The sequence below is a fragment of the Furfurilactobacillus milii genome, assembly GCF_021654115.1.
Classification (GTDB): Bacteria; Bacillota; Bacilli; order Lactobacillales; family Lactobacillaceae; genus Furfurilactobacillus; species Furfurilactobacillus milii.
Window position 1 is genome coordinate 122,650 of record NZ_JAIWJF010000009.1, and the last position, 16,884, is coordinate 139,533.

At 43.6% G+C, this 16,884-nt stretch carries 15 protein-coding genes; all 15 read right to left on the minus strand.

The features are described from left to right. Positions 1-2: 2 nt before the first annotated feature. Positions 3-470: a PTS sugar transporter subunit IIA gene (locus LDK34_RS11125; protein ID WP_178942035.1), complete on the minus strand. Its 468-nt coding sequence runs from the start codon at positions 468-470 to the stop codon at positions 3-5. A gap of 139 nt (positions 471-609) precedes the next feature. Continuing rightward, a complete protein-coding gene (locus LDK34_RS11130) occupies positions 610-1,446 on the minus strand; it encodes an energy-coupling factor transporter transmembrane component T family protein (RefSeq protein WP_178942034.1) in 837 nt (278 codons plus the stop codon). Further along, positions 1,439-3,151 (minus strand): ABC transporter ATP-binding protein, encoded by a 1,713-nt coding sequence (locus tag LDK34_RS11135; protein ID WP_236941843.1) that lies wholly within the window; start codon positions 3,149-3,151, stop codon positions 1,439-1,441. The genes LDK34_RS11130 and LDK34_RS11135 overlap by 8 nt, the downstream gene beginning before the upstream one ends. 3 nt (positions 3,152-3,154) lie before the next feature. Further along, positions 3,155-3,721: an ECF-type riboflavin transporter substrate-binding protein gene (locus LDK34_RS11140; RefSeq protein ID WP_161003777.1), complete on the minus strand. Its 567-nt coding sequence runs from the start codon at positions 3,719-3,721 to the stop codon at positions 3,155-3,157. A 543-nt stretch (positions 3,722-4,264) separates the two neighbouring features. Beyond that, positions 4,265-5,878, minus strand: a complete 1,614-nt coding sequence (locus LDK34_RS11145; RefSeq protein WP_236941844.1) for an FAD-dependent oxidoreductase — start codon at positions 5,876-5,878, stop codon at positions 4,265-4,267. Between the two features lie 103 nt (positions 5,879-5,981). Continuing rightward, positions 5,982-6,893, minus strand: a complete 912-nt coding sequence (locus LDK34_RS11150) for a metal ABC transporter solute-binding protein (RefSeq protein ID WP_178942031.1) — start codon at positions 6,891-6,893, stop codon at positions 5,982-5,984. Between the two features lie 151 nt (positions 6,894-7,044). Then, positions 7,045-7,689, minus strand: coding sequence for a helix-turn-helix domain-containing protein (locus LDK34_RS11155; protein ID WP_178942030.1), 645 nt, complete (start codon positions 7,687-7,689; stop codon positions 7,045-7,047). A gap of 552 nt (positions 7,690-8,241) precedes the next feature. Further along, a complete protein-coding gene (locus tag LDK34_RS11160; RefSeq protein WP_236941845.1) occupies positions 8,242-8,667 on the minus strand; it encodes a nucleoside-diphosphate kinase in 426 nt (141 codons plus the stop codon). Between the two features lie 189 nt (positions 8,668-8,856). Continuing rightward, positions 8,857-9,210, minus strand: a complete 354-nt coding sequence (locus tag LDK34_RS11165; protein ID WP_178942029.1) for a helix-turn-helix domain-containing protein — start codon at positions 9,208-9,210, stop codon at positions 8,857-8,859. 164 nt (positions 9,211-9,374) lie between these two features. Beyond that, complete coding sequence (locus LDK34_RS11170) at positions 9,375-10,541, minus strand: LCP family glycopolymer transferase (RefSeq protein ID WP_178942028.1); 1,167 nt, start codon at positions 10,539-10,541, stop codon at positions 9,375-9,377. Positions 10,542-10,750: 209 nt separating this feature from the next. Continuing rightward, a complete protein-coding gene (locus LDK34_RS11175) occupies positions 10,751-11,491 on the minus strand; it encodes a hypothetical protein (protein ID WP_178942027.1) in 741 nt (246 codons plus the stop codon). Between the two features lie 101 nt (positions 11,492-11,592). After that, positions 11,593-13,755 (minus strand): hypothetical protein, encoded by a 2,163-nt coding sequence (locus LDK34_RS11180; RefSeq protein ID WP_178942026.1) that lies wholly within the window; start codon positions 13,753-13,755, stop codon positions 11,593-11,595. Between the two features lie 318 nt (positions 13,756-14,073). Beyond that, positions 14,074-14,394: a DMT family transporter gene (locus tag LDK34_RS11185; protein ID WP_178942025.1), complete on the minus strand. Its 321-nt coding sequence runs from the start codon at positions 14,392-14,394 to the stop codon at positions 14,074-14,076. Between the two features lie 395 nt (positions 14,395-14,789). Then, complete coding sequence (locus LDK34_RS11190; protein WP_178942024.1) at positions 14,790-15,005, minus strand: hypothetical protein; 216 nt, start codon at positions 15,003-15,005, stop codon at positions 14,790-14,792. Positions 15,006-15,066: 61 nt separating this feature from the next. Further along, positions 15,067-16,524, minus strand: coding sequence for an NCS2 family permease (locus tag LDK34_RS11195; RefSeq protein ID WP_178942023.1), 1,458 nt, complete (start codon positions 16,522-16,524; stop codon positions 15,067-15,069). Between the last annotated feature and the right edge of the window lie 360 nt (positions 16,525-16,884).

Genomic DNA, 16,884 nt, shown 5'->3' on the forward strand with positions numbered 1-16,884 from the left:
GATTAAGCAAAAACCGTTACCGGCAACCAATTGTTGACAATATTTACAAGCCCGTTCGCATCCTGTTTGCTTGCCGTTATTGCCGCAACATCGGCTGGCTGCGTCATATGTTTGGCGAAACTATCCAGTACATCGTGGTAATCCTCTTGGTGTTCATTGCGTGGCATAATCAGAGCAATCACTGTATCAACTGAATGGGCCGGCGCTTCGCCCCAAATGATTGGTTCTGCGAACGTAAACGCCAGCACTGTGGGGTTCTCGATACCCGAAGCATTCGCGTGTGGCATTGCGATATCCCCCATGGCACTAGTGGACATGGCCTCGCGAACGATCAAACCGCTCTTCAGCTCCTGCTCATCTACCCCTAATTTATCTGCGGCTGTCTGTGCAATCAGCTTCAACGCTACAATTTCATTGTTATCTGCTAATTCAACGTCAGTATAAACATTTTCTTGGAATAATTTCATCATTGTCGCCCTCCACTACGTTTATTGATTAGATTTCATTTACAAACGCAGTGTATTCTCTGAAACGGGTTTTAGGTCAAGCAGAAAATGCAAAAAAATACGCAATTTCGGTTTCAGACCAAAATTGCGTTTTTTTCAAAACTTATTCAAATGGATTCCAGAATCGGCCACCATTGACTTTAAATAGCGCAATGCCGACGAGCACAATCAACACGATTATAATCAAAGCCAAGTAGTCGTTTCGTTTGAAAGGTTGTGCCATGTACCACGTTCGTTTTTTATTATGCCCAAACCGACGCAGTTCCATGGCCTGACTGATGATTTCGATCCGGTCTAAGCTGGAAAGAATCAACGGCATAATAATCTGGATCGCCCCCTTAGCCCGTGTCATGAGCTTGGCCTTTCGTGAAATTTCATAACCACGAGCTTGTTGAGCCAGGCTGATGGTTCGGTAATCATTTTGAACGTCCGGAATGTATCGCAGCGCAATGGCTACTGAATAACTGATCCGGTAGGAAACACCAATTTTATTCAAACTGGCCGCAAATTCACTCGGATTCGTCGTCATCAGAAAAATCAACGCCAGCGGCACGGCAAAAATGTATTTCAATAACAAATTAAATTCATAAAAAAGTTGTTCCCAAGACAAATTGAAGTAATGATCTGGGCTACCTAATATCATATGATGCGTACCATAAATGGTAATTCCATAACTTGGCGCAAAAACATAGACCATAACCAGATTCAAAATGGCAAACGCAACGATCACCTGCAAAACAAAGGCGACTTCATGGTACTTAATCTTAGAAAAATGAAACAGAATTAATGATATTAACAAAACGCCAAGTAGAAACCGCGTATCGTATGTCACCATACCGATAATCGACAAGGCAACGAAACCAATCAATTTTGTACTGCCACTCAACCGGTTCAGAAACGTATCGCGGGCCGTGTACCCAATTAACAGCTGACTATTCATGGCTGCGTGCCTCCCGTTCCGTTTGAACAAACTTAGCGACAAAATCTAGTGCTGACGGTAAGTGGTATCGTTCGGCCAACGTAAACAAACTTGTTTTAGCTAACGCGGCCTTTTCAATTACTGCCTCATTTGTCAACACATCGGCTGGTCGTGCATCCATCAACACACCGCCATCAGCTAACACAACTGCGCGTTGCGTATATTCCAACATCAGGTGCATGTCATGCGTAATTAACATAATCGTCACTTGATGCTCACGGTTCAGTGTCTCGAGGAAATTCATCATCTCGGTATAATGCCGCAAATCCTGACCAGCCGTTGGTTCATCAAGAATAATCATCTCCGGATTCAATACCAGAATGGCGGCAATGGTCACTCGTTTCTTCTGACCAAAGCTGAGCGCTGATATTGGCCAGTGACGAAATTCGTATAAACCACAAACTTTGAGCGTATCGCTGACCCGACGCTCAACCTCCTCGTCAGTCAAGCCACGCAAACGCAAGCCCGCAGCAACTTCATCAAAAATCATCGCTTTGGAAATCATCTGGTTTGGATCCTGCAGGATATAACCGATATGATCCGCACGTTCCTTGACAGACAGTTGCGTTAAATCCTGACCCTTAAGTTTCATTTCACCATCATCTAACTTAAGAAAACCAGTAATGAGGTTACTCAACGTTGATTTACCCGTGCCGTTACGGCCGACTAGGCTCAACATATCACCACGATTAATGGTTAAGTTCAGACCATGGATAATTGGCTGATTGCGATTGTAACTAAAGTTCAGATTCTTCAATGTTAGTAATGGCTCTGTCGGCAAAGGAGGTTCTTGCAACGAAACCCCTGCAGTCCATCTCTGAAGAGCTGATTCGATATTGTCCCCGGCAACGGTTTTAACAGAATCAATGTTGTCACAGTCGGCTAGTTTAACACCTGCAAGTTGGAGTGCACTCAAATAAAGCGGTTCACGTAAGCCTAACTGTTGCATCAACGAATCTTTTAGGATGGCAGATGGTTTGTCATTTCCGACAATTTCGCCATCTTTAAGGACAACTAGCTGGTCAATTGGCCGTTGGAGCACGTCTTCCAGCCGGTGCTCAATAATCACGACAGTCAAATTCTGCTGCCGTGCTAAATGATCAATTAGCTCAATTGAAGCCTTTCCAGACGCTGGGTCCAGGCTGGCCAGTGGTTCATCAAACAACAGGATGTTGCTTTCATCAATCAACACGCCGGCCATCGCCACCCGCTGTTTTTGACCGCCAGAAATCCCTTGCGGAGAATGATCTAATAGTGGTTTAAGATCCAGTCGTTCGGCCCACTTCTTCGTGGCAGCCCTCATTTCCGTTTGACTCCGTTCGTCATTTTCGAGGGAAAAAGCGATATCCTCCTTCACCGACAAACCGACAAACTGACTGTCCGGGTCCTGTAACACCGTGCCCACACTAAAGGACAGTTCAAAAATTGAGCTGTCCTTAATATCGTGACCGGCCACTGTAGCCGAACCGGTTATTTCACCAGGATATGATTGCGGAATCAAGCCGTTAATGCAACGGCCTAACGTCGACTTTCCTGATCCGGATGGACCAGCTAGTAACACCTTCTCACCTGGAAAAATGTCTAAATTAATATGCTTCAATGTTGGTTCCGATTGACTGTCGTACTGAAAGCCAAAATCTTTAAACGAAATGATTGGTTCAACCATGAATTACTTTTCCTTTTTCAAACTGCCATGCTGGGCACGAGTCCGTGAGTACAACACAATCAAGATGGTTCCGATGATGGCAACAGACACACTGTTAACAATCCATGAAGTAACCCCTTGAAGATATACTTTTGCCGCTGGTTCATGATAAACCAATACGTCGCCAGTTGGCGCAATCAACACCCATGCGACAAAATTAACCACAATTTGGTACAGGTTAAACCAGACTAATTTCATCGTTTTAACCGTCCCACCAGTAACGTTCAGTCGGTTTTTGATCAGGCCAAGGGCAACGCCGACTAGACCATCTGTAATTACCCAGGTCCACCACGGTGAGCCGTAGGTAACAAAATCGTTCAAACTGTGACCAATAAATACGGCAAGACCACCTGCAACCGGTCCGTATAAAGCAGCCAATAAGGCTAGAAAACCTTCAGCAACATTAAACTGAGTGTTGGGAATTCCTGTTGGAATGGCAACAAACTTCATTAATACAAAGATGACCGCTGCACCAATCCCAGTAGCAACGACAGTTCGAATTGAATTTGACGACTGATTCTTATTATTCATAAAACAGCTCCCTTTCCCCTTTACGTATGCCATACGTAATCACCCAGTGTGCGCAATAATTGCAAATTTAATGATTGCCCGCTTAAAAATAAATAGCAATGAATGAAAATAGTTATGAAAAAAACAGCGTTCCTACATATCAATGTAAGGACGCTGTCGCGTGGTGCCACCCAACTTTAAGCCGGCTAACCAACAAATAGTTATCCAGGCTTCTTCATCACGTTAACGGTGTGCACCGAAACTGGTTTCAAATGTCACCAGTTTGACTTCTTCAAGACCATCTTTGCTTTGAACAATCATCGTTTACACCAAACACGACTCTCTTAGCATTAATTCAAAGTTACTCATCTCGTCACAGTCTACTCATCAATATTTAACTTTCCAAAGTATAGCGCACTTTGCAAACAGCGCGCAACTACGATAATGACTAACGATGTGAGTTCGGCCGTTTTAATGTCATGAAATGTTCACTGGAATGTGAGTCATTGACCCCCACAACACGATGTTTCTCTCCACAAAACAGGTAGTCAGCCGACCTCAGGTTTAATCAATTTCTTCAATTATCTTGGCTTCAATGTCATTACCAGCTAAAATCCTGGCGGCCGTGTAGTTGCTCAACCCAGGACGATAGGTGAGAAAAACTGGTTTGCCAACCGGTATTTCATGAATGCGATCTCGAAGCTGACTGAGTGGGATGGTCAATGTTGCAGAAACCGATCCAGTTGCCGGACGACCTGGTTCACGAACGTCTAGAAAAACGCCCTTTTCTTTCATCTCATCCGTCAATTGATCCAGCTTGATTGTTTGACCAACCTGTTGCATCTGGTTCAGAGCAACATAGCCAGCAATGTTAATGACATCACGTGTTGAAGAAAACGGCGGCGAATATGGCACCTCGATGTCTGGCAGGTCCGCAACCGTTAAGCCACCAGTGATAGCCGCAGATAATTGCCCGATCCGTTTGTCCACACCATGTTGACCCACTGCTTGGCCACCAAGAATGCGGCCTGTGTTGGGTGCATAAATTAATTTAAAATTAATCCGTGAAGCGTTTGGGAAGAAGTAGGCAATATCATACGGTGTGATAAAAGCACTGTCGTAACTGTCTATTCCCAAATGTTTGAGCGTATTGGCCGTAAATCCGACAGAACTCACGGTTAAATCAAATACTTTAGCCACACTCGTGCCAACAAAACCGGCATAAGTGAGCGGCTCACCATTGATAATGTCCGCTAAAATATGACCTTGTCGATTAGCCGCCGTCGACAACATACTTGGCGTTGGCAAACCTGTAATTAAGCTCGTCGTTTCAATGACGTCACCAATCGCATAAACATGTGGCAGGTTAGTCGCCAATCGATTGTTCACGATGATGTGACCATCCGTCGCTAGTTTGATTCCAGCAGCAGCGGCCACTTCATTATTTGGCGTCACACCTGTCGTCACCAGTAGCATGTCCGTTGTTAATTGTGTGCCATCACTCATAATCAGTTGATGACCATGGTTACGCACGTCCGTTACAGTTTTGTTCAAACGTAGCGCAACATGATGATCAGTCAATTCTTTCTCAATCACCGTCGCAATTTCGGGATCATACGGAAACGCCACGTGAGCGGACTGTTCAATGAGCGTCACCTTCATGCCACGCAACGTGAGGTTGTCAGCGAGCTCTAGTCCAGCGACACCCGCACCAATAATGGCCACACGCTGGGAATGTTTCTGATCCATATACGCCTTAATTTTGTCCGCATCAGTTACAGTCCGCAGTGTAAAACAATCGTCAGCTTCGGCTAATCCTGGAATAGCGGGTAGTGTTGGCCGGGCCCCAGTAGCAATGACCAACTCATCATAACTTTCTTGATACGTTTCTGTATCCGTTTGCACCGTAACCAGTTGAGCATCCGGATCAATTGCCGTAACTTCGCTCTGCACACGAACGTCAATATTATTCTTAATTCTCAAAGCTTCTGGCGTCCGTTCAATCAGCGCATCACGATCGTTGATCACGCCTCCCAAATAATACGGTAAAGCGCAACCAGCGTACGAAATTTCTGGGCCACGTTCGAGCATAACGATTTCAGCCTGTTCATTAATTCGCCGCAACCGCGTCGCAAACGAAGGACCGCCCGCCACTGCACCAATAACAACAACTTTCATTCTGTGTTGCCTCCAATCAGCTTAAGTCACTTGCTAAGCGTCAAACCTATCAAATTAAGCTTACTGGAACCTGAGCACACTTTCAAAAAATCCTCCTCAAACATTACTTTTCTTGATTCTGAATCTTAGCAAGCGCCCGGTATTGCTTCATCATCCAACTCTGATACGTTTGTCCTTTCGGCAACGTCTCAGTGACATTCAAAACTGGTACATGATGCTTTTTGGCTAGGCTAACCATTGCACTAACGGTTTTGTCGCTAGCTTGACTGTTGTTAACGAAGAACGCAATGCGATGATGCGTAATATCCGTCTGCATTTGTTTAATTGATTTCGGTGATGGGTCTGTGCCATTTTCAACGGCCAATTCAAACTTGGAGTTGTTTCGTTTGTATCCCAAGGCATCTAACGTGTAATCGAATACTGGCTCACTCACATCCACGTGTTGCCCCTTGCTGTTAGCTTTCAATTTAGTCACTTGATGCTGTAATGGTTTCAAGCTGGCAATGTACCGTTTAGCGTTTGCTTGATACTGATGCTTATATTGCGGCGCTTGCTTACCGAACTTTTTAGCCAGGTAATTCGCTAATTTCAGCATCGTCTCTGGTTGATACCAAACGTGCTCGTTGTCACCAGTCTTCTTCTGAAGCACATCTTCACCAACACGGACCACCGTCTGTTTGTGAGCACCGCTACTTTTATTCAGTTTGTGCATCCAAGTGTCATAGCCGATACCGTTGTACAAAACAAAATTGGCCTTGGAGACTGTAATCCCATCCTTAGTCGTTGGTTCAAAATCATGCGGATCAACGCTAGGACTGTTGATAATCGAGGTTACCGTGCCATGATCGCCCAGCACTGCTTTAGCCACATCCCCGTAGAAATCCACACTTGCAACAACGTGAATCGGCTTCTTATTGCTGCTGGCCTGCGTCGGTCGTGGAGCCAACCAGGCCAACGTCACTACCGTCGCCAACAACGCAACCAAACTTAATGAAACCTGCCGAAAATACTTCATCGAAATCCCTCTTTCTAAAAATATGTAAATAGTAACGATTACTGTTTAGAGTTTACATACTTTAATCGCATCGTGCAAGAACAAAATAAAAAACGTGATAACTGAACATGAAAATCAGTCATCGCGTTTGCTTGGTCAACGTGTTATTCAATTAGTTGTGACGACCAAAGCGCAGGTAGGATGGTCGGGCTAGAATTGCTAGGATGACACTTAAATTGGGAACAAACGCCCTTGCCATTCTACCTAGCTGAAAAGCTTCACTATTAAGATCGCTTGTATGCAGCAGTACACTACTCTTAAAGAAAAATGGATCCACAAAAAATACCATAAGTACAAAAATAATAACAGAATCAATTACTGTTTTTGTTTTAATGCTTTCAGTATTTCCTAATAAACTTACCAGCATTGTAATAATTAAGACAACCCAACCTATAGCCAGTATCCCTGCAATCGCTTCTGACATTTGCAAGGATTTTATGAGAAAAAGAGATGGAATGTTAGCTATTAAGAAGAGTATGTTCAACCAATAGTAATAACCCTGCACCCTCTTCGTCCGCTTTGACTGGCGATCAATATCTGTCAAATGATTAATCATATTCTGATCCCCCTTGAGTAATTCATCTACCGTTACGTGGTAGATGTTGCTTAAGGTAATCAGGCTCGCAACATCGGGATAACTTCGATCATTTTCCCAACTAGAAATGGTTTTGCGTGACAGCTTCAATTGATCAGCCACATCGGCTTGGGTCAGTTGTTGATGTTGTCGCAATTGCTTCAACTTGATTCCAATTTGCATCCCCTCATCACCTCGCTCAAAGTATCAGTCGAATATAGATTTTTAGCAAGCTAAGTATCATAGACACCTTGGGGGACAAGGAATTACGATGTAAACTTGCTATCGTGAATAACAAATAAATTGTCTGCTTTATGTTGAAATTAATAGTCTCGCTGTGACCTAAATCATTGATATTTCAGACCATGATATTGTGCCAACTACTGGCAGGTCAGCTGAAGGGCGTCAACATTGATACCGAACCGTGAAGGTAACGTTAATTCGGTGGTTTTCCGAATTTAGGTTACGGACGGTCGTCTAGACTCGCGGGCTACACGAGGCTTGACGGCGAGGTGAGAGATTCCGGTTTTCAGGAAGCTTGAACCGGTCCCACGGCGAGCGTATCAATGTTGACAACCGCAAGCGGCATCCAGTACCACTTTGAATACACCAGCTAACAAGACCGGCAGCAGTTTTTTTCACAGTAAAAAAGACAAATGATTCGCCATGCATTTGAATCATTTGTCTCTCTTTATTAATCAGAATTCAAGTTAAACAACTTCTGTACACCGACAACTACAGTTCTGGAAACCAAATTTTGATTTCACGTTCAGCTGCCGCAGGACTGTCAGAGCTGTGAACGACATTACGAATAGCACCGTCTTCCCAAGCACGACCATAGTCACCACGAATGGTTCCTAGTTCCGCCTCATCAGGATTCGTCTTACCAGCCATTTGATGAAATGCATCAACAATATGCGTGCCAGTCGCTACGATTGCGACAATTGGACCAGACTGCATATAATCAGTAATCTCAGAAAAGTAAGGTTTGTCGACCTTGTCTGAATAATGCGCCCGCAATTGCGCATCAGTTGCCTTCTGGACCACTTTTAATGTGCTAATCTGATATTGTTTACGCTCCAACCGGTCGATAACATCCCCGATATGTCCGTTTGCTACACCATCTGGTTTAACTAGGATCAATGTTCGTTCTTCTGCCATCACACTCATCGCCCTTCGCATTTTTATGTACAAACCCAGTATATTTCACTTCATGAACAAACCCAATAAGAATCCACAATTATATTTCGCAGTGCTGTATCAATTCCTTAATAGTAATAGTCACTTTAACAATCAAGCAAAAAAACACCCGATACCAGCAAGGCATCGGGTGTTTTTTTGCGTATGATCCTAATGTAGTGCCTCGACAATACCGCTGATAATAGCCGGAATAAACCAGTAGAGAAAGCCACCAATTGCAAAGACCATCCACCAGTACCGAGCGGCAAAATCCCAAAAGCTCAGACCACGATGATGATCCGTTACAACGATTTTTTCTTGAAAGATCGTATCCCCTTTAATTAAGCTGTCCAAGCTGACACTAAACAAATCACTAATCTGAATTAACCGTTGGATATCCGGATACGCGGTTCCTAACTCCCATTTAGAGATGGCTTGCCGACTAACATGCAATGTATCCGCCAACTGCGTTTGGGTCCAATCACGCCGTTCCCGTTCCTCTTTAATTCGTTGCCCCAGCATCATAATAATCGCTCCCCTTTCATTAACTATATTGTGAATGGTTAACGAAAAAGATGCACGATATACCTCTGAGCATAGCTGGCAACTGATGGTTGCATTCCCATGATAGCAAGGTTTATGAACGTTCGTAATCTCATGTCAAACACAAATAAAAGCGTATCTAGTAATTAGTTGTTAGCATCATAATTTGGATTTAAGTCGCCTGTATTATCACGATCATAGGCTTTATTATACTGACTTGAGGTATTCGTATCGTGACCCCAGGTCGATTTTGTATCTGCTGTTTCACCAAAATCTGCGGCAGGCACATAAGCTTCCATGCCAGCAGGTACTTCTTCACCAAAACGCGGACCCGTTATAGCGGCGCTCATTTCAAGTCCTTTACGTAACTTGTTTGTGACACGCTGCTTTTCCGTTTGAGGCAAGATTTCAAAACTTTGTCCCGCGATGTCATCACTCACACCCTGAACGTGATCTGAGACAACGTGTTTGGTGGCAGTTCTGTACGATTTAGCTAATTCCATTAAGTCACTCAGGGATAAATCTGTCCGTGATTGACTGGCCAAGGAATCAATAAATTGGTCATTCAATAGATTATTTAACTTACTCCCCTTTTTCAACAGTGCTTGAATGACAATCCGTTGTCGCAACGTCCGGCCATAGTCACTTTCGGGATCTTGGTAACGCATCCGCGTAAACTTCAAGGCCTGTGAGCCGTTCACGTGAATTTGTTTGCCCTTGGTAAAATGTTGCTTTTCATACGTGAATGTCAGCGGTGGCACAATGTCGACCCCGCCAACCTCGTTGACCAGTTTTTCCATGCCACCCATATTCAACAAGCCGTAATAGTCAACTGGGATATTAAACATATTTTGGACAGTCGCAATCGTACTTTTCGTTTGACCAAAATAGTACGCAGCGTTGATTTTCGTTGGAAATTGATCCTCATGACCGCTAATAACCGCCAGGGAATCACGTGGAATGCTCATCATGGTTGTCGTTTGCATCTTGGGATTAATGGTCACCAACATCATTGAGTCTGTACGACCACCGGCCCATACCTTTGAATCACGTCCTAGGGCGCCAACATCCGTGCCCAATAACAAGATCGAAATCGGTTTTTGTTGCTTGATTAACTGGCTCACATTTCGGCTCTTCTTAATCCCCGATGCACTGTACATTTTACTTGTTGACTGTTCCACGCTACTAAACACGTGATAACCGTAACCGCCCACACTGAGCACAATCACGGCAACGACTGCCAGAATGATGTTTCGTGTGCGGTGCTTTGATTGATGGCGCTTCATGCGGTTGTCTTGTGATTCACTGTCCATAAATGGTTCCCCCTGAGTAAATTGTGCCGTTACTAAACTGCTTATGAGTGTACGCAATTTTTCCAGAATTTAGGGGCGGTTAAGTTTTTATTGCGCTAATTTTAAGTTCAGTGATAGTTCTTAACTTTTTATTAAGGGCCTCGCGAAAATCAAACAAAAACGCACCAACCGATTAAACAGTTGGTGCGCAAACGAACATAGAAATTTAATTAACGGTGCACGATTTCCTGCATGACATCATATTCATCCGGTTCAACGTTGCCGGCATAGTTTGGCGTGGCAATTGAGATACCGCCATCACGATTTTTAAACGCATACAGGTCACCAGCTGTATCGATCTCGCTGCTGTCCCCCGATTTCAATCCTTCGATATGAATACGGGTATTCACCTTGACTGTCCGAACAGCATTATTGCTAGCGCCGAACACACGAATTGGCGTCGTCGGAATTTCTTCATACATCACGTTGTAAACAGCAGGTTGGCTTCCGTCTGGGCCACGCCACGTAAATGTCGCGGTTCCAGCGCCCGACTGATTGTTAAATGACAAATCTAGTGATGCTGGGACATTCACGCCACGATATTGAAACGATCCAATGGCATTCATTGATTCTGTCGAAACGGAGTACGGACCGACCGCAGTCGTGGTGTCATTATTTTTGCCGGATGAGCGATCGTCATTCATCATACTGGAGCGATCACTCATCATCCCCGAATGCCGTGACATCATTGATGTGTGGCGTCCAGATATTGAGTCGGAAGATGCCGCATCCTCTGAGACACTACGTTTGGCAGAACTCGTTGATGAGGAAGCGTTACTAGCAGTACTTCCGTTCTCGGAACCACCATTCATCGCCTTGCCAACAAAGTAGCCACCGACTGCGACCAAAATCACCACCAGTGCAATAAGCCACCATTTTGAATTCGATTTTTGATGTTGCTGACGCTGCATAATAACCCCTCCCCCGAGTTGTATCCATTACAACCCTAGAATACGGGATGACACAGCATCTGTCTAGTGAAATCAAGTCACGAAAATGTAGTCAAATTAAGTTAGTGCCGGCGACGGTAACCACCGGTCAGTGAGCCAAACGACATCAGTGATAAAATGCTCAGACCAATTGCAGCCCAAATGGAGGACGACTGCTGTGATGTTGCTGGCAACTCATGCCGCTGATCAGTCTTTGACTGTTCCAAATGCTGGGATGAATTAGTATGAGCCGGCGTAACTGAACTCTGGACTGCTACGGTTTTCGCAACGGATGCCACTGTTGAGCCCGCCAAACTATCATTAGCAGCACTAGCAGTTTGCTCATTGTTAGCACTCGTGACTACACCAGAAGTCTCATTGGATTGTTGTGACGCCGCCGAATTTTCAGGTGTCGTTGTTTCGTGGGTACCAGGAAGTTCTGGTGTTTGTGGAACATCAGGTTTATCAGGACTCTGCGGTGTTTCTGGTTGATCCGGTTCATTTGGATTGTCCGGCTGTTCGGGATTACCAGGATTGTCCGGCTGATCAGGTTTTTCTGGTTGGTCTGGATTATCCGGATTATCCGGTTGATCGGGAGTGTCAGGGTCAGTTGGCTTAACATTCACCAAATTAAAGTATAGAAATGCTGAGTATCCGGCCGCAGGAGTTACTTCAGGCGCAATATCTGAACCAGTTACATAAACCATATAACTGCCATCTGGTAAATCCGTGTTTGGCACTAATTTAAAGCCACTAGGATCATTTGGATCCGCAACAATATCGAAAGCACTTGAAACGTCGGTAAGTTTACCGTTCTCTACCCGATAAACATAAGTACCAGCGGCCGTCGTCGTCCAGTTTCGGACGGTATAGTGATAATCCGCTACCAGCGTTGCACCATTTGAATAGTCGGTCGCACCAAACAGATAGCCAGTAATTGGATCAAATCCATTTGTCCCCTTACCAATTTGATAAGTTCCTGCTTGAACACCCTGACCCACGCCATAGGTCCAACCAACATTCTTTTGTAGCCCAATCGCGCTGCTTCTAAAGTGGTTATATCGAAAATCGAAACGGGTACTCAATTCAAGACCACTCAAATCTGGTAGCTCACCTGAAAGATTGTTATTTTGAACTCTGATATCATCCACGGTCGAGCAGTTAAGCAGCCCATCTAAACCACCTGTTAATTGATTATTGTAAAATTGGACAATCAGAAGATTGGGTAAATAACTCAAATCAGGAATTGTACCGGTAAGGTTATCCTCTGCTAAAACAAGCGTTCGTAATTTTAAGAAATTATGCAAGTCTGGAATTGTACCTGACAGACTGTCGTTAACAAGTTGGATCGTCCAAAGATTGTTGCCAGCGCCGAGGTGTTTATTAATAAAATCATCGACAGTTCCCGTCAACGTTTGATCATTGAATATTGAAATCCAATTTAGTTTAGCTAAATTGCTTAAATCAGCCATGCCGTCTGAACCCAATTCACTGTTATATAGCTGAAGCGTCTGCAATGTCTGCGCGTACTCCAAGCCTGCTAAACTCTTAATGCCATTGTTAGCATCTTCAGGAGATGTCAGACTTTGAATGCGGCCAATGTATTGGTAGAGATTATCGTCGTTAACCGCGACACCAAGCTCGTGGTTGGCTTGTGATTCTGCAAATGCGCGCAATGTTGCATCAGGCATCCAGATAGCAGCGTTTTCTGACGGTGCTTGAACGGCTTCAGAAGTCGCCGTTGGGATGGCAATATTGGCACGTGTGGCACGCATCGTTCCTTGTGTGTTTGCGCTCACCGATGTGGAATCGACATTGACCGCTGTCTGAACTGTTACTTTTTGTGTCGTGCCTGCCCGATTCTGAGCATCCGCTGAACTATCAGTTGATTGCTGCTCAACATTGGCTGAACTCAATTGCGCTTCTTGGCTCACCGATTTGGCTTGAGAAGGAATCGATTGATCACTATTTTTTGATTCACTATTTGAATTGATGGCCGCACTTGCGGACTGATTTGATGCAGCACTGCCCGCTGACAGCACTACAGATTGAGGTACAGAAGTAGCTGCACTACTTGGTATTTCCGTGTCGGCTGCCTGACTAGTATTGGTATCGGCATGCCCGGTTGTGACCGTTGCTGCAATTGTTCCTGCACCGGCCATCGTCAGTAATACCCCGTTGACTAACCATTGGCGTGCTCTTTTTTTGTCAGGTCCCCAAAATTTTGTATCTTCAATTGTTTTCATAGTCCACCTCTCAAATTTGTCAAAGCCTTGATAATTAGCTAATTACAAACAAATTTTAGACGTGATAATTGTGTACACTTATCAGCTTTATTCTTTTTTGCTATTAAGATGACAGGGTGTTCATTAATGAATGCATTTCCTTTAGTTGGCGAAGCCACGGCGTTTAAAAGCCACTAAGAAAAGACCGCTACTGACTACGAACCAGGTTAGGAGCACCAACCCACAATGAGTAACGTGAGAAGTCAGACCAATACGTTCAAATGGTGGGCTCAGAAACAGTGAACCTGTTACTAACCTATAACAGGTTCAACTGTAAGTTCATTCACCCACTGTCACTTTAATGCCAATAATACCAATCAACAGAAGCGCAACGAAAAACCATGTCGCTAATGGAATCTTATCACCAAAGAAAAAAACACCAACGATAATGGAACCGACAGCACCAACACCTGTCCAAATTGGATAAGCCAGGCTAAGTGGTAAACTCTTCGTGGCCCGTGCCAGCAGCAAGAAACTGATGATCATCCCCACTACTGTTGCCACCGTGTAGTTGATTTTGGTCAAACCGTTGCTCAATTTCATCGCCGTCGCCCACACAACTTCAAACAAACCTGCAATCATTAATTCGATCCATGCCATATCCAAATCCTCCTGATTTCCTCGTGAAAACAAAAAGAGTGCGATTGCTGATTTCTCTATAGCCTGTCGAAATCAGTAATTGCACTCTGTGCCCACCCGGCGGTGGTTTGAATTCATTAAATTTGTACGCCTAATATAGCACGTTTGCGGTAACTGGGCAAACTGACTAAAGAAAATCTGGTCAATCGCGTTATTTCTATCAAGAACACTCCCAAAATATTATTCATTTAATCTTCGCGAAAATATACATGGTCACTCCAGTCACACCAACGAAAACAAAATAAATGCTAAAAACATTAAACGCTCCTTTATTGCCGGTTAACTTCTATCAATAAACGTTCACGACTTAATTATTATCTATGAAATTCTTAGCATCCAAACTAAATAACATTGCATTATTTATCCTTGAGTTTGTCCATCAACGGTTTGAAATGATCCATAAACTGATGAATATCTCGAACCCTCTCTTCATTGAGCTCCGAAATTCTTTTTAGAAAAACATTGCCTTTACTATCTACGATAGGTTCAAACTCGACATTTTCTGGCACATTTAATTCTTCGGGAAGGGTCAAAGTAATTGAATTGCCGACCTTTCTGCTTTTAATGATCATTTCGTACCTTCCATACTGACTCAGATGTTTTGTTAATCTATCTTCAGGCAATTTTTAACCGTTAAATAAATGCCAACACCGTGAAGTTAATGACAAAGAGTAATGACACAATCCAGATCAATGGATGGACCGTCTTTGCCTTACCCATTACGGTCTTAATCAAACAATAGAAAATGAATCCTGCTGCAATCCCATAGGTGATGTTATAGGCAAAGGCCATCATCAATGACGTCATGAAAGCTGGAATTGCTTCTTCTAAATCGCCCCATGGAATCTTATTGAATGAACTCATCATCATGATACCAACTAAAATCAGTGATGGCGCAATTGCGGCTGTAGGAATAATTGACAGTAAGGGAGAAAGAACGGAACTAGCCAAGAAGAGAATGGCAATGACAACACTTGTTAAACCAGTGCGACCGCCAGCACCAATGCCGGCAGAACTTTCCACGTACGTCGTAATGTTTGATGTACCAAACAGTGAGCCAACCCCTGTTGCAATCGAATCAGCGAACAATGCCTTATCCAGTTTCGACTTAAAACCTGGTTCGGCTTCCAAACGTAATTCTTCCTCACCTGAAAAAATACCGGTTTGGCGGCCAGTTCCAATAAAGGTACCCAGTGAATCAAAAATATCAGACAAACTAAACGACAGGATGGTCATTAACACTAAAATAATCCGGTGACTGTCAGAAAATAACGATCCCATTCCTTGTGACGAAAATGCTGCTAAGAAAGTTGTGCCTAACTGTTTGACTGATGCACCAAAAGTAAAGGCACTAGATAAGTGTAAGTTGGTAACGCCCATTGGAATGCCGATAATCGTTGTTGCAAAGATACCAATCAATAGAGCACCTGGAACTTTGCGAACTTTCAATAAAACTGTAATGACTAAACCAATCAATGCTAATACGATGCTGGCATTATTGAAGTTTTGTAATGCTGGTACGATGCCGCCACCAGTCACAACTGTCTCAATGCCGTGGTGAAATGTTTCTTGTGTTCCAGAAAATGCTTCATTGTTAATCGATAAAATATTGCCAGCGTCTGAAGTGAACTTTAAAAAACCAGCGTTTTTCAAACCCGCATAAGCAATAAAGGCGCCAATCCCACCGCTAATTGCCAATTGTAGGTTCATCGGAATTGCTGAAATCAACATCTTCCGAATTTTGGTCACAGTAATCAAAATATTAATGATGCCACAGAAGAAAACTAAGGCTAACGCGGCCTGCCACTTGAAGCCTAAACTCATAACAACGGTATACGTGAAGAAAGCATTGAGCCCCATCCCTGGCGCTAGCGCATAAGGCACGTTTGCAACAAGTCCCATAACTAATGTTCCGGCAACAGAAGCAATAATCGTTGCCAAGAACACAGCTTGAACAGGCATTCCAGTTTGTCCAAGAATCTGAGGGTTAACAAACAGGATATATGACATGGCGAAAAACGTTGTCAAACCTGCACCAATTTCTGTACTGACTGTGGTTCCTGCCTTTTTTAATCCGAATAACCGTTCCACTATGTCACCCCATCATAAATATTTTTATAAATACGAATTATTCAACCGTTTATCGTTTGATTTGTTCGTATTCAATATAGACATCGTACTCATTGCAAAATAAAAATGCAATCTCTTTTTGTCCTTTTGACAGCCAATTATAATGTTTCACACAAGAAAAGGGATTCTGTTTTATTTGCGACTTAAATCTTCAACAAAGTTCGTGTTTTGCATCACTTCATGTCAAAAAAATTTCCTCGATTTAAAATTGAAGTGCAACACCTGCTCTACTAGACCAGTTCTTTATTCAGACTAGTCAAAAAGGCCATGAAGACCTATTCTTAATTCACCACAAACAAGAAAGAGGTATCTTCATGACCC

Coding starts and splice junctions, on each gene's coding strand:
- LDK34_RS11190 (WP_178942024.1), bottom strand. CDS start 15,005: ATGATCATTAAAAGCAGAAAGGTCGGCAATTCAATTACTTTGACCCTT.
- LDK34_RS11165 (WP_178942029.1), bottom strand. CDS start 9,210: ATGATGCTGGGGCAACGAATTAAAGAGGAACGGGAACGGCGTGATTGG.
- LDK34_RS11155 (WP_178942030.1), bottom strand. CDS start 7,689: ATGCAAATTGGAATCAAGTTGAAGCAATTGCGACAACATCAACAACTG.
- LDK34_RS11170 (WP_178942028.1), bottom strand. CDS start 10,541: ATGGACAGTGAATCACAAGACAACCGCATGAAGCGCCATCAATCAAAG.
- LDK34_RS11180 (WP_178942026.1), bottom strand. CDS start 13,755: ATGAAAACAATTGAAGATACAAAATTTTGGGGACCTGACAAAAAAAGA.
- LDK34_RS11125 (WP_178942035.1), bottom strand. CDS start 470: ATGATGAAATTATTCCAAGAAAATGTTTATACTGACGTTGAATTAGCA.
- LDK34_RS11135 (WP_236941843.1), bottom strand. CDS start 3,151: ATGGTTGAACCAATCATTTCGTTTAAAGATTTTGGCTTTCAGTACGAC.
- LDK34_RS11185 (WP_178942025.1), bottom strand. CDS start 14,394: ATGGCATGGATCGAATTAATGATTGCAGGTTTGTTTGAAGTTGTGTGG.
- LDK34_RS11150 (WP_178942031.1), bottom strand. CDS start 6,893: ATGAAGTATTTTCGGCAGGTTTCATTAAGTTTGGTTGCGTTGTTGGCG.
- LDK34_RS11130 (WP_178942034.1), bottom strand. CDS start 1,446: ATGAATAGTCAGCTGTTAATTGGGTACACGGCCCGCGATACGTTTCTG.
- LDK34_RS11160 (WP_236941845.1), bottom strand. CDS start 8,667: ATGGCAGAAGAACGAACATTGATCCTAGTTAAACCAGATGGTGTAGCA.
- LDK34_RS11175 (WP_178942027.1), bottom strand. CDS start 11,491: ATGCAGCGTCAGCAACATCAAAAATCGAATTCAAAATGGTGGCTTATT.
- LDK34_RS11145 (WP_236941844.1), bottom strand. CDS start 5,878: ATGAAAGTTGTTGTTATTGGTGCAGTGGCGGGCGGTCCTTCGTTTGCG.
- LDK34_RS11140 (WP_161003777.1), bottom strand. CDS start 3,721: ATGAATAATAAGAATCAGTCGTCAAATTCAATTCGAACTGTCGTTGCT.